Here is a 13345-nt window from a genome sequence, read left to right as displayed (position 1 = left end):
CCATCAGATCATATGATCCGCTTAAATTTGATCTGAAAATTGATAAAGAAATTCTCTTTATTTATTAAAACCTTATTCATGACTTCAAAGCAAGCTGTATCTATATTCAGTTCGGGAATTTTCAGGGTAATCCTTCCACTTATAGTCACCTCAGTTCTGATCTTTTCCATGATGATTATCAATCCTATCAGTGAGCGGAACTATATTCTGGAACCGGAATTAAGCCGGGACTTTTTTATGGACCTGATCTGGTTCATAACCCTCGGCTGGGCCATTACAGAAATCGGTATAATTATCTCCTATTACCTTGACCAATGGCTGCCATGGGTACAATTTTCTGTTAAACGCTTTTTTTTACAACTTTTCATACAATGTGTCCTGGTGATCGCAGTGATGACTTCACTTTGGTATGTTACAGATTTAGTACCCCCCTATTATGACGGCGCCGAAAATGATTGGGTAGGCTACCGCCAGATGATCTTTGTCAGCATTGTGTTATCACTGATTGTTACTGCGGTTCACATTGGCAGTTATTTGCTGCTCAATTGGAAAAATGCAATTGTTGAGGCCGCCGAATTAAAGCAGACCACTTTACAGTCTCAATTACAATCTCTTAAACTACAATTGGATCCGCATTTTATGTTTAACAATTTCAGCACCTTGTCCAGTCTGATTGCCGAAAATCAATCAGAAGCGCAGCAATTTCTGGATTGTCTTTCGGAGGTTCATCGTTATATGCTTTATAACCTGGAGAGAAATGTTATTCCCCTAAAAGAAGAACTGGATTTTATAACCTCCTATATCTATCTGATTAAAATCAGGTTTTCTGAAAACCTAAAGATTGAGGTTACTATCAAGGAAGATCTTTTGAACCAGGGAATCCCGCCAACCACCTTACAGCTGTTAATTGAAAATGCAGTGAAACATAATATTGCTTCCCGCAGCCAGCCACTTCATATCAGGATCTCTTCAGCAGGCAATACTATATGCGTTGCCAATAATATACAAAAGCTACCCTCCTGTATAGGCTCTTCCAAAATTGGTCTTAAAAATATTATTAACCGCTACAAATTATTATCCGCAAAGCTTCCCGAAATCATTCAGACAGCTCATGAATTTGTAGTTAAAATACCACTGCTTCCTTTAAAAACATCACCAAATGAAAGTACTGATTATAGAAGATGAATTGCATAATGCCAAAAGGTTAAAGGGTATCCTGGAAGATATTGATCCGGAAATTGAGGTCATTGCGATGCTCGAAGGTGTAACTGAAAGTATCGGCTGGTTTAAAAACCAACACCATCCGGACCTTATTTTTACAGATGTCCGTTTAACAGATGGTCTTTGTTTTGATATTTTTTCGGAAGTGGCATTTAAATGTCCTGTTATTTTCACCTCTGCATTTGATGAATATGCCTTACGTGCATTTCAGGTGAATAGTATCGATTACCTGCTTAAACCTATAAAGAAAGAGGATCTTATAAAAAGCCTGCATAAGTTTAAAACGACTGTACATCCACCTTATCTGGGTCAGGTTATGGATGATATAGCAGCTATTTTAAAACAGCAGCAAAAAAACTACCGGGCCAGGTTCCTGATCCCTACCAGAGACTCATTCTACACCGTAATGATCAAAGAAGTTGCTTATTTCTATACTGAACATCGGATAACCTGGGCTGTTATGGCTAACAACCAGCATCATACCATTCCATTTACGATGGAAGAACTGGAAGAGCAATTAGATCCGGACGTTTTTTTTAGAGTTAGCCGTCAATATTTGATTAACAATTTTAGCATTACACGCATTAATAATTATTTTAACGGGAAGCTGCAACTGATGTTAAATCCAGAAACGCCCGAAAAGATTGTCATGAGCCGGGACAGATCTAAAATCTTCAAACAATGGCTGGACCGTTAAAATTGTATATTTACATTAACCTTAGAATTATACAGGATGACAACTATTTCAGAAACTAATCATGATCTATCCCTGATCAATGTATGAATCAAATGATAATCACAGGCAAAAAAATAACGCTAAATAGCTTAACCGCTGTGCATAAAGCCGCATTGATTAAAGCTGCCAGCGATGGACAGCTATGGGACTTACCATTTACAGTTGTGCCCAATGAACAAACCATTGATGACTATATTGCAACAGCCCTGAATGGATACACTGACGGAACAGTACTCCCCTTTGTAATAGCAATAAAAGAATCAGGATTAATCGTCGGTTCGACAAGGTTCTGGAAAATAGATCCTAAAAACAGAAGCCTTGAAATTGGACATACCTGGATAGCTTCTTCCTGGCAGCAGACTTTTGTAAATACAGAAGCAAAATACCTGATGCTAATGTATGCATTTGAAGAACTGAAATGTATCCGCGTTCAGTTTACAACCGATGAGATCAATGAAAAATCACGCTCAGCCATTTTAAGACTCGGCGCTAAAGAAGAAGGGATTATCAGATATGAAAGGATCATGCCAAACGGCAGAAAACGGAATTCTGTAAGGTTCAGTATTATTGAAGAAGAATGGCCGCCGATCAAAAAAGCGCTGGCAGAGAAGTATGATTTTCAGAATTTATAGAGGACACACAGATTCCCTGCCTTAATTTTATATATTTTGATGGACTGAGATTAAGATAGTGTTTAAAGTCATGGATCAGCTGGCTCTGATCATAATAGCCGCATGCTTCGACCACTTCAAACCAATTTACCTGATCGGTACCGGAAGTCAAATGCTGAACTAACTGAATAGCTTTGAGAAAACGTGTATAACGCCCCATCTCTCTCGAAGAGTATCCTAAATGTTCTTTTAGTTTCATTTGCACAGATCTTTCAGACAACTGCTCCCTATTGGAGATTTCTTTCACCGGGCTAATCCCATTATTTCCTAAAGCAATGATTTGTTCTGTAATGGGGTGCCGGCCCTGTAAAAAGGGCCGGCAAAAAGTCAGCATATGGGTTATCTTACGCTCCAAAGAATCAATTTTGGTAAGTTCTTTCCAGAGCGTAGAGAAACAATTGTCAGTCATTAAATCATCCGGGTGAAGATGATCTTCAAGCAATGCTGTCCCAAAAAAACGAAAAAAAGCATCGTTTTTAAAATTAATCACCAACATTTCAGCACCCGACGGAAGCGTATAGCGAACTGCCTGTTTAAGGGGGCCGGCAATCATACAATTGCCCATTTCTATCTCGTCATTCTGTTTATTAATAAAAGAAACAGCTGTACCAAAATTGAATATCATCATCGTCTGAAATGATGGTACAAGGGTGTGGGTAATGGAATTGCCGGATTTGTTTTCAGAAAAATAGAAATGTGAGAACACCTCTTCAAACTCAACCGGCACCGCTATCCGATAACCGTTATATGTTCCCTGATTTTTCATGTTTCAAATATGCCCATTTTTTTTTCAAATAAATTACCTTATTCTAATACAGAGCACTCATAACCAAGATGATTAATGAACTTAATCACCTGATGGCGACTCAATTGAGCAGAGATGACTCTCAGCACACATTCCTCATCCATCAGATCTACATTCCATTCTTGAATAGACAGATGTTCATCTAATGCAGGCTTCAGCCTTAATTTATCTGATTCAGATTTTATATTCGTTTTAAAAATTAATACATGATCAATGTTCACCATCTTACAGTTGTATTTAACGTTAAAATCTATATTTAATTCCGGTTTGCGCAGCAAATCCTGCTTTTTTCAGCTCTGCTAAAGGCTCCCTTTTATTCGGATCATTAAATGGCACCCAGTCTACTTTCTGATCTTTTGAATACAGGTCTAGCTGTTGCTTTAAATTATACCCTGCATTCAACTCCACAGAGAATTTTCCAGAAAAGGAATATTCATAGAAAAAGGCAGTTTTAAATTGCTGGAGCTGTAAATAATCAGAGTTCATCTTCTTTGATAAACGATAAGTGCCACCACCAATAGCAAAATCAGCCAGTACCCCAAATGCACTTTTATCCGATAGCTGATATTTGATTTTTTCGGAGATGGGCAGAATACCAGAAAACGTAAGCTTATCATTTACCTTCCAGTCAACGGCAACTATAGGTACTAATACAGTACCAAAAAACTGCCTCGCAAAAGCAATCCCCAAGGAATAGTTAAATTGTCTTGATTGATTAATTTTTAACATAACAGCACCCGAATACACCATATCTTCTCCGGATATGTCTTTCATATCAGAAGAAAGTGAAGGGACAAACGAGGCTACAATTGCGTATTTCTGTGAAAGGGCTTTCTGGAAGGTAACGGGTATAGCAATAGCATGAAAATTTGTACCTCCAAATTGTTCCCCGGCACCAGAAAGAAACAATCCATTATAGCTGGCCCCCACCAGCAGGAAATCAAGTTTACCATCTTTCATATGATTTATAACGGGTATAGTAAGTGCCCCTCCAACCTGCTGCATGTTTATTTTTGCCCCATTGAGTTTAAATGGTGCGACGCTGTGATTGGCTTCAAAAGAACCCAGTCCCCGGATTGATGAAGCTGATGTTGCCTGCTCCAGCGGTGTACTTTCCCTATCCTGTGCAGATAGTTTAGAACCTATTAAAACTAGAGTAAAAAGAGACAGGACTATTGTTTTCATATCTGTGTGTGTTTATAATTTGAAGTTTTAATTAATTTTAAGGCTATAGACAAATAGGGTTTAAGAAGAGAAGACAGGGTTGTTTTTCTTTTCGGAAGCTATTTTTAAGGCATTTAACCAATAAATAAGAGAGCCGCGGTTTACGGCCTGAAAGTTATCCTTCAACAGCCAGACCAGCCATCCTTCCATACTTTCCTCCACTTTTACAACGGTATGATTTCCCTGTCTGATAAAATGCCAGTTATGAATGGCAAAGGAGCCTAATGCCGGACCAGACCATCCGATCTCACTATTGGTATTCACAGTATGGAATGTTGAATGAATAGTTAGCCCATGTGTCTTCCAGTCAAAAGATGCCCCTGTTTTGAAAGGTCCGTTAATTTTACTTTCCGGAATTTCTTTTTGCCATTGAGACCAGTTATCGACATCGGCAAAAACTTTCCATACGGTTTCTACAGGAGCGTCAATAGTTATTTGTAATTGATTAATTACAGGGGCATCTGTATGAATAGTTCTGGTCATTTTATAAGAACTGCTCATTTCCAGTATGGCTATTATTAAAGCCAGTGTTCCGATAACCAGGGCGGTTATTTTAATAAAATTTTTCATTACTGTTTCTTTTACATTGATTTAATGATGTAAAAGTATGCCCGCCTGTCAGCATAAAATTGTAAGATTCCGAAAAGCGAACTTTGCAGTTTACTACAGCTGGATTTTTCTTATTTTTATTGTTCTGATGTCGCTTTACTATTGCTAAGCAAATTTTACTCAGCCCTGCTTTTGTAATTTTAAACCGCTTATTTATCAGCTTGAAATAAAATGGATCATTATTACGAAACTCTTTTCAACTACATCACACAAATTATAGAAATTCCAGAAACGGATAAAGAACAGTGCCGGCATTCTTTTATGCCCGTATCTGTTCCTAAAGACACAATACTTGAACAAGCCGGAAAGGTCCCGGGCTATCATAACTTTATTGTATCAGGTTATATGCGCAATTTTCATGTTGATCATAAAGGCGAAGAAATAACTGTAGACTTAAATGATGGGCCAAGGTTTTTCACCTCCTATTTTCATTTTATGAATCAAACAGTTTCTAATGAAAGCCTCCACTGTATTACAGATTGCGAACTGCTGAGAATTACCATGGCTGATGCCCAGGCTACTGCTAAAACCAGCAGTACACAAAAAGATTTTACGATTAAGTTATTTCAGAAAATACAGGAAGAAAACAAGCAAAGAATAAACGATCTGGCTACACTTACTGCCGAACAGCGGTATTTAAAACTAGTTAATGAAAAACCTAATATTATAAAGAACATACCACTTAAATATATCTCCTCTTACCTGGGTATAAAACCCGAAAGTCTAAGCAGAATAAGACGGGAACTATTTTCCTAACAAATGTTAAGTGTACTGAATATTGTATTGGATATCTTAGCCTTACAAATCAGAAGAAAAATGAACCCCAGAAAAAACACGGCGGGAATAGCTGGTTTACTCTACTTAATTGTGATTTTATGCGGCACACTTTATTTACAGTATATCCCTTCCAGGTTTAAAATAAAAGGTGATCCATCAATAGTTATACACGATCTCCTCACCTCACAATTGCTATTTAAAATTGGCATCATAAGCGAATTAATTTGCTGGATTTTCTTTTTACTATTAGCTGTCACTTTATATAAATTACTCAAACCTGTTCACGAAACCTGTGCTAAACTTATGGTTGTTTTTGCTATAGTTCAGGTTCCTGTTGCATTTATAAATTTGCTCAGCAAATTTGCAGTCCTTTCTCTTCTCAGTGGATCTGTATATGTTAAAACACTCACCATAGACCAGCTATACAATCAAATCTTATTTTATATTCATTTGTACCATCAGGGTAACTTTATTAATCAGATATTTTGGGGGCTGTGGCTATTCCCATTTGGTTATTTAGTCTTTAAATCAGGGTTTCTGCCAAAAATACTGGGTGTTTTTTTAATGATAGGATGCATCAGTTACCTGATAGATTTTTCCGGAACTTTTCTTTTTCCTGAATATGATAAAACTTTAATTTCTAACTACATCACATTCCCAGCCAGTATTGGTGAAATAGGAATTAGCCTATGGCTGATTATTGCAGGAATAAAAGACAGACAAATACAGTAATCACTATTTAACAGATTTAAAGATGATCAAAACAAGAAATGGCTATCAGGATTTCAAAATAAATATAAAGCTTAAACTTTCGGCTTTATGGATTTCCGTTATGTTTTGTTATATCTATGGAGATTTCTTTTCATTATTTGTACCGGGCCGGATTCAGGGTTTGATCAATGGCCAATCCGGGGCTGGCCCAACTACCCCCCTGGTATTACTCCAGTATGCAATACTTTTATCACTGCCACCGTTAATGATATTTTTATCCTTAGTATTAAATCCTAAAGTAAACCGGATGGTCAATATAATTGCAGGGCTATTGTTTACTATAATTATGTTATTAGTTGTTGGCTCTTCGATCAGTAAATGGATGATTTTTTATAGTTATTTAGGTGTCCTTGAAATTATAATCACTTGTTTAATTGTAAGATATGCCTGGTTCTGGCCCAGAGAAAGACACAATTAGTTTTACTCCTGATAATCCGGCATAAGTTTCACGACATGCCCGAAGAGCTGTTCTACGGATTTAGGTTTTCAAGTAAAAACCCGAATGTATATTTAGGTGAATACCCTAATAATTTAGTCGCTTTTCCAGTCACATAAATCCGGTCAATGCTTTCAGGAAAAAACCAGTTATTCGCTTCATAAATACCTTTAGCAACAGGATACTTTCTAAGGATTACCGCTATAGGATCTGTCTTAAGAATTTTTAAGTCACTTTTTGAAAACTGACTGCTGCTGGAAATATTGAAAATCTCAAAATCAGCAAAATCATACTTTAATGCCAGGAATAATGCCTCTGCAGCATCCCTTTCGTCAAGCCCGCGGTAGAGCCGGTGATTGGCCTGCAAATTGGAGTCTTCCGGTAAAAAACGACCTACACGATAGACTGAAGTTTGAAGACCGTCTTTATAGAAAAAATCTTTACACAATTGTTCTGCAGCTTGTTTCGTAATGTCATAGATATCCCTGGGTTCTGCCGTTAAATTTTCATCTACCCAGACAGCCTGATCCGGATCATCCATCGCACTGCCATAAATAGAGGTCGTACTGATGTAAAGAAAACGTTTGACCCCATGTTCGATTGAAGCGTTCAGCAAATTTAACGTACCGTATATATTGGTATCAATAAATTCTTCCCTGGGATAATTCAGCTCGTAATGTTTACCATGGATAGCTGCTGTATGAATAATAGCATCAACACCTTCACAAATTTGAAAAACCTGCGCTTTATTTTTTATATCCATGATCGCAGTAGTAGTTGGGCCAGCAATAAGATCGGCACCAATAACAACTATATTTTCAGACCTTAGTCTTTCGATGACTGCTTTCCCAAGTTTACCTGCAGAACCTGTAACCAGAACTTTCATAAAATATTCTACCTTATCCGATTCTAAAACACTAAATCAATACCTTAGCCCAATATTTTCTGAAAAGCATCTCTTGGAGTCCCGTCACTTACATAGATCACTCCACAATAACTGAAACCACTGTTCTTAAGAAAATTCTGCATTGGGATATTGTCATGGTTCGTATCAACTCTCACATTACTGATACGGCTAAATGCAAAATCAAAAGCCTGTCTTGCAATTCCTTTTGTTGTTCCTGATGATGCCAAACGGTGTATTACCCCATAAGGGGCACTGTTAAGCCAGGCACCATTTTCAATTACTTTATAGTTTGGGTCAGGATCATCTCCGGTCATCAAACAAAAATAACCCACTATTTCCATATCAGCCAGACATACAAAGGCATGTTGATTGCGAATATCAGTTGCTATGATTTCCATGGATGGATATCCATTGATCCATTGTGTGTGATTACCATTTTTCCGCATAATCTGTTTCGCTTGCTCGATAACGAGCATAATCTGATTAATATCTTCTGGCTGAGCGGCAATAATCTCCATAGTAATTTTTGAATAAGTTCTTTAAAAAATAATATGCAGGTGAAATTACCATTCCGGTCTTATAAGACAAATATTATTTGATTAAAAGACACAAATCTGAGATTCACAGTACTGATTTTTTTTATCTCATATATGCTCAATTGTCCTTTTGACTTAGAATTGATTGCATTGTATGTACTAAATCACCGGGTACCAGTTTTGCTGCGACAAAATCATCAGGTCTGATTAACAAAGCTTCGGCATATGTTGTCTGGGTCAGTTCCTTCCATTCATTTCTTATATTTTCTTCGTTTAATGTGACTAATTGAATATTGATGTCTAACTCCTGTTCAACTTTATCACATTCATCCCGCCAGCCTTCACTGTTGTTAACGATCAGTACAAATTGACCTCTTATCCAGTCGAGCGAAGATCCCTTATGCGATTCATCGAGCCATAAATGCGGGACGCGCGTTCCTGGCTCTCCAATAAAATAACTAAACGGCAAATTAGCTTCTCTTTGAACGGCTGATGAATAATAACCATAATTAGGTAATCCGATCAGATCTTTAGCCTTTTCAACCATCAGTACACTATTGATTAGTCCACTTTTATCCGCCAGTTCACCAGAAAGCATCGCATAATAAGCTCCTACAGGCTGCCGCTCTACAGGGTAAGTATCCAGTAAAGCATCACCCGCCCCATGTTTCAAAACCGCTGCAATTTTCCAGGCTAAATTCTGGACATCCTGGACACCTGAATTCGCACCTTTACCTGCGTAAGGTGTCATTGTATGTGCAGCATCTCCTGCAAGAAAAATGTTGTTGATCCGCATCTCACTGGCAATGATCACGGTAAGCTGCCAGGGTAAAACCTGGAGAATAGAAATTTTCTGATCCGGAATCCCTAAAATATGCCGAAGGGTTGCCACTAGTTTTTCTTCCGGATAGTCTGTTATTGTCTCTCCCTTTTCAGGATAATAACGCAAATGAAATGCCCATTTATCTTTGTTGTTAATAGCCAAAAGAAAACCTGTTATTTCTGGTGTATCAATCAGAAACTGACTAAACTCTCTTCCTTTTACCAAATGCTCCAAATCGGCTTCAAAATAGATATTCAGCAAATCCGTCCACGAGCCGTTGCCCGATACCGGAATATCCAGTTGTTTTCGCACCATACTATTTGCCCCATCTGCTGCAATCATATAATCTGCTTTGATTGTATATTGTACGCCGGTTATCCTGTTTTCTACTAAGACCTCTACTTCGTTTTCATGTTGTACAAAAGATAACACCTGGTGATAAAAACGAAGGTCTGAACCTTGTTCTTTTGCAGTTTCATAAATGATAGCCTCGCTAATATCCTGTGTACAACGGCATACCGTTTCAGGAGACCTTTCGGCAAAGGATTTAAATTCTTTTTGAGCCTCCATTAACTGGGCCGGGGTTATTTTCCCAGCAGGATTTTGTAAAGCCTCTAACATGTTACTTCCACGTATAATCCCCCAGGCAGGAGCCAATGCTTTTCCTCCTTCACGCAAATCTTCATTGATCCCCAGTCCTCTGAATAGCTCCATCGTTCTGATATCAATAGTTCTTGCCCGTGGATTTATTGAAGTCCCTTTGTGTTTTTCTATCAGGATAAAATCAACTTTTTGTTGCGCTAAATATAATGCAGCACTAAGACCTGTAATCCCACCGCCCAAAATAATGACTTGCGTTTTCTCTATTTGCTGTTTCATTTCTCTTTGGTTATTCTAATCGTGTTTTCAAATAAATATTTGATAACACAAATTTAGATGACCGATAAAAAACAAAATAGCTAGATTTGACTAAATAATAGCTCTAAACGGCCTAAATATGGAATCAGGTTCAGCAGACAAAAGTGACATTACCAAAGATCTGGCAAAAGCAATTGGAGAAAGGCAGGAAAATGGGGTGACCTATATTCCTTCAACTATGGGGACTGGTTATATCAAGGGCTTTTTTATCAATCCGGGGTTACGGTTAATCGTACGGCAATATGAGCTGAAAGACGAATGGGTATTAGACCGGGGCATCGGCACAGAAGAAAACAAATTTGTCGTGATTGCCTTTCACAATATTTATCAATCAAAAGATGATATAAAAAATCTATTGTTACAACCATCATCAAACAGAAAATGGTTACCGTCAGTGCAGGTAGCCACTACTGGATTTAATATCGAACACCTTCCTGCCAACAAAAAGATTAATTCAATAGTGATCACTGTAAGTATAGACTATTTAAAGGATTTGCTGAAACCAAAAATGGGAAATACACTTTTACAAATGATAACTTCTGGTGATCAGCCGTTTTTATTTGAAGAAATAATTTCGCCGCAAATACAGGAAGCCGGGGCTGCTATTGTCACCGCAAATCCTGCTATAACATTACAGGAACTATATTACAAAATAAAGGCCGAAGAGCTTATTTATCTATTGTTTGTGGAATTACTGAAAAGAGAGGATACTACGCTGCAAAGGTTAAATATTGCTGATATTAAAAAAATCTATGAAATAAAGGATAAACTTCTTTCGGACATTGACACCCCACCGAGACTTCCTGACCTTGTAAAACTTTCAGGCATGAGTGAATCTAAATTAAAGCGCCTTTTTAAACAGATTTTCGGAAATAGCATTTACAACTATTATCAAAGTTTCAGAATGAAAAAGGCAGCTTACCTGATCAAAGAAGAAAACCTGTCCGTGTCGGAAGTGGGTTATCGTCTGGGTTTTTCAAACCTTAGCCATTTTACAAGATTATTTGAAGCGCATATCGGTATAAAGCCGAAGAAGTATTCTACTGGTAAGTACTATAATTCATCGGGTAATTATTATAAATAAAATCCTGGTTATTTCCAGATCCCCAATAAACGCCGGATGACTACAATTTCAGCAATATGATATGCCGCATGATCAGCAATTTGAAACGCTTCACGTAAAATGTTTTGTCCACTTCCATGAGGGATTGGTTCATATAGATCCCGTTTCTGAATGAGCTCAATAAATTCATTTAAATCGTCATCAATCTGTTTCAAAGTTTTATCCCAACTATTTTTGTCTGCCGGGGCATTTTCTTCCGGCCAATATTCATCGGGCCATTTGGGCGATTTATGATTACCATCTTTGCTAAACTCCAGCATATCCCATTGGGCAATTCTGATATGTTCAACAAGCTGCCAGATACTGTAAGGTAAACCATGCGGCCTTTCTCCAAGCATAGCAAAAGGAATATCTGCTGCAGCATCTTTTAAACCCACATGGGCACCGCCGCCGATTAATAATTTTTTAAGTTCTTTGATTAAGAGTTCCATACGATGAATCTGAATATTTTTATCATTTTACAAACCGATATAACTAATACAATTCATCAGGAATAAAGTTTTCTTATCAATACGCTTTGTCTGTCCCTTAACCTCTAAATCACCACCGTTTAGTCAGCCCTTCAATTATGCGTTAATATATACCCAGGCCTTTTTCCCCGATGCTAATACAACCTCTACCCTCTTATAATCATCAACTTCATAAGCATCTGTTTGCTTAAGCTCATCTGCTGAAATTTCAAAAACCATTCCATCAACGGCATCTGTAACTATACCTGTATGTTTAACCATTGGATGGTATGCTGCCCCACTTAAGGCTACGACCTCTGCATCTGTAATCTCAATCATTGACAGTGCATATCCGGTAAGCTTATCTGTTTTTCCTTCCAGCGTTCTGCCATAGTTTTTTATTTGTACATTCTCGTTCTGCAGAGTTCCGTAGGAGAATAAATTTTCAGTATTCATATGCTATTTTTTGTCTTTACTCAAGTTTGCGAATATAGTTATCAAACCCATTTTCCTTATCATTTTGTTAAACATAAATCCCCGGCTTTTCCGTTATATTTATTACTAATCCATTGTACATAAGTTATAACTAAGTAAAATGAAAATATCGAACAATAAAATCCTAATCACTGGCGGCGCCAGCGGTATTGGCCTGGGCCTTGCAGAGCGGTTTATTAAAGAAAATAACACCGTTATCATTTGTGGAAGACGCGAAGCAACATTAAAGGAAGTTGCAGACAGGTTTCCGTCTATAATTACCAGAACCTGCGATCTGGGTATTGAAACAGACCGCGTTGACCTGTACAATTGGATTGCAGAAAACCATAGCGATCTCAATGTACTGATCAACAATGCTGGTGTTCAGAACTGGATGGACATTTCAGATCCCAACTTTTACAAAAAGGCCAATGATGAAATTACCACAAATATTGTAGCCCCTGTTCATTTAGCAAACCTGTTCATTAACCTAAAGTCTATAAAAACCATAATTAATGTGACTTCAGGACTAGCTTTCATCCCGCTTTCAAAAATCCCAATCTACTGTGCAACAAAAGCATTTATGCGCTCGTTCACTCTTTCTTTGCGTCACCTGCTTAAATCATCCGATATTGAGGTAATTGAAATGATTCCTCCAGCGCTGAATACAGACCTTGGCGCAATAGGAATGCATGATGAACATCCTCCTGTCAGTGATTTTGTAGAATCTGTATTTGCACAGCTGGAGGAAGGAAAAACAGAATTGACATTTGGAACAAGTGAGACAAGGGCAAATGCTAACAATGAGGTGATCAATGATTATTTTAATAAAATGAACCCATAATACAAAGCCCTTAATCATTTG

At 37.7% G+C, this 13345-nt stretch carries 17 protein-coding genes; 8 read left to right on the top strand and 9 right to left on the bottom strand.

Features of this window, described 5'->3' with window-relative positions; genetic code table 11:
- Nucleotides 1–78 precede the first annotated feature (78 nt).
- The 3 genes from HDE68_RS01440 to HDE68_RS01430 all read left to right on the top strand — a co-directional run bounded on the left by HDE68_RS01440 (nt 79) and on the right by HDE68_RS01430 (nt 2589).
- Nucleotides 79–1185 (top strand): sensor histidine kinase, encoded by a 1107-nt coding sequence (locus tag HDE68_RS01440; protein ID WP_183878190.1) that lies wholly within the window; start codon nt 79–81, stop codon nt 1183–1185.
- Nucleotides 1160–1918 carry a LytR/AlgR family response regulator transcription factor gene (locus HDE68_RS01435; RefSeq protein ID WP_183878188.1) on the top strand — a complete coding sequence of 253 codons (759 nt, stop codon included), beginning with the start codon at nt 1160–1162 and terminating at the stop codon, nt 1916–1918. Before HDE68_RS01440 ends, HDE68_RS01435 begins: the two co-directional genes overlap by 26 nt.
- Nucleotides 1919–2001: 83 nt before the next feature.
- The gene (locus HDE68_RS01430) at nt 2002–2589 is read left to right on the top strand and encodes a GNAT family N-acetyltransferase (protein WP_183878186.1); all 588 of its coding nucleotides are present in this window, start codon (nt 2002–2004) and stop codon (nt 2587–2589) included.
- Here HDE68_RS01430 and HDE68_RS01425 read toward each other — a convergent pair.
- The 4 genes from HDE68_RS01425 to HDE68_RS01410 are packed head-to-tail and all read right to left on the bottom strand — an operon-like array spanning nt 2546 to nt 5227.
- Nucleotides 2546–3394 (bottom strand): helix-turn-helix domain-containing protein, encoded by an 849-nt coding sequence (locus HDE68_RS01425; protein WP_183878184.1) that lies wholly within the window; start codon nt 3392–3394, stop codon nt 2546–2548. The two genes, HDE68_RS01430 and HDE68_RS01425, sit on opposite strands and share 44 nt — an antisense overlap.
- Nucleotides 3395–3432: 38 nt before the next feature.
- Nucleotides 3433–3657 carry a hypothetical protein gene (locus tag HDE68_RS01420; RefSeq protein WP_183878182.1) on the bottom strand — a complete coding sequence of 75 codons (225 nt, stop codon included), beginning with the start codon at nt 3655–3657 and terminating at the stop codon, nt 3433–3435.
- A 19-nt stretch (nt 3658–3676) separates the two neighbouring features.
- Nucleotides 3677–4618, bottom strand: coding sequence for a DUF6268 family outer membrane beta-barrel protein (locus tag HDE68_RS01415; RefSeq protein ID WP_183878180.1), 942 nt, complete (start codon nt 4616–4618; stop codon nt 3677–3679).
- A gap of 60 nt (nt 4619–4678) precedes the next feature.
- A complete protein-coding gene (locus tag HDE68_RS01410; protein ID WP_183878178.1) occupies nt 4679–5227 on the bottom strand; it encodes an SRPBCC family protein in 549 nt (182 codons plus the stop codon).
- Between the two features lie 210 nt (nt 5228–5437).
- Here HDE68_RS01410 and HDE68_RS01405 point away from each other — a divergent pair, with 210 nt between their 5' ends.
- Genes HDE68_RS01405 through HDE68_RS01395 form a run of 3 tightly spaced genes read left to right on the top strand, consistent with a single transcriptional unit; the run spans nt 5438 to nt 7232 of the window.
- Entirely contained in the window at nt 5438–6022 is a 585-nt protein-coding gene (locus HDE68_RS01405) for a Crp/Fnr family transcriptional regulator (RefSeq protein WP_183878176.1), read from the top strand.
- 3 nt (nt 6023–6025) lie between these two features.
- Complete coding sequence (locus HDE68_RS01400; protein WP_260171558.1) at nt 6026–6775, top strand: DUF4386 domain-containing protein; 750 nt, start codon at nt 6026–6028, stop codon at nt 6773–6775.
- Between the two features lie 22 nt (nt 6776–6797).
- The gene (locus tag HDE68_RS01395; protein ID WP_183878174.1) at nt 6798–7232 is read left to right on the top strand and encodes a DUF6326 family protein; all 435 of its coding nucleotides are present in this window, start codon (nt 6798–6800) and stop codon (nt 7230–7232) included.
- Between the two features lie 52 nt (nt 7233–7284).
- Here the strand turns inward: HDE68_RS01395 and HDE68_RS01390 are convergent, their stop codons facing one another.
- From HDE68_RS01390 to HDE68_RS01380, 3 genes are all read right to left on the bottom strand, one after another.
- On the bottom strand, nt 7285–8136 hold the full coding sequence (locus tag HDE68_RS01390) for an NAD-dependent epimerase/dehydratase family protein (RefSeq protein WP_183878172.1): 852 nt from the start codon (nt 8134–8136) through the stop codon (nt 7285–7287).
- A 44-nt stretch (nt 8137–8180) separates the two neighbouring features.
- Nucleotides 8181–8675: a GNAT family N-acetyltransferase gene (locus tag HDE68_RS01385; protein WP_183878169.1), complete on the bottom strand. Its 495-nt coding sequence runs from the start codon at nt 8673–8675 to the stop codon at nt 8181–8183.
- A 136-nt stretch (nt 8676–8811) separates the two neighbouring features.
- A complete protein-coding gene (locus HDE68_RS01380) occupies nt 8812–10395 on the bottom strand; it encodes an FAD-dependent oxidoreductase (RefSeq protein WP_183878167.1) in 1584 nt (527 codons plus the stop codon).
- 118 nt (nt 10396–10513) lie between these two features.
- On the opposite strand from HDE68_RS01380, the gene HDE68_RS01375 reads away from it, so the two are divergent.
- The gene (locus tag HDE68_RS01375) at nt 10514–11518 is read left to right on the top strand and encodes a helix-turn-helix domain-containing protein (protein WP_183878165.1); all 1005 of its coding nucleotides are present in this window, start codon (nt 10514–10516) and stop codon (nt 11516–11518) included.
- 8 nt (nt 11519–11526) lie between these two features.
- Here HDE68_RS01375 and HDE68_RS01370 read toward each other — a convergent pair whose 3' ends face one another.
- Both HDE68_RS01370 and HDE68_RS01365 read right to left on the bottom strand, forming a co-directional pair.
- Nucleotides 11527–11988, bottom strand: coding sequence for a DinB family protein (locus tag HDE68_RS01370; RefSeq protein WP_183878163.1), 462 nt, complete (start codon nt 11986–11988; stop codon nt 11527–11529).
- A 135-nt stretch (nt 11989–12123) separates the two neighbouring features.
- The gene (locus HDE68_RS01365; RefSeq protein ID WP_183878161.1) at nt 12124–12462 is read right to left on the bottom strand and encodes a gamma-glutamylcyclotransferase family protein; all 339 of its coding nucleotides are present in this window, start codon (nt 12460–12462) and stop codon (nt 12124–12126) included.
- A gap of 139 nt (nt 12463–12601) precedes the next feature.
- On the opposite strand from HDE68_RS01365, the gene HDE68_RS01360 reads away from it, so the two are divergent.
- Nucleotides 12602–13324, top strand: a complete 723-nt coding sequence (locus HDE68_RS01360) for an SDR family oxidoreductase (protein ID WP_183878158.1) — start codon at nt 12602–12604, stop codon at nt 13322–13324.
- Nucleotides 13325–13345 lie beyond the last annotated feature (21 nt).

Source organism: Pedobacter cryoconitis, assembly GCF_014200605.1.
Classification (GTDB): domain Bacteria; phylum Bacteroidota; class Bacteroidia; order Sphingobacteriales; family Sphingobacteriaceae; genus Pedobacter; species Pedobacter cryoconitis_B.
This window is presented reverse-complemented; position numbering and strand designations above follow the sequence as displayed.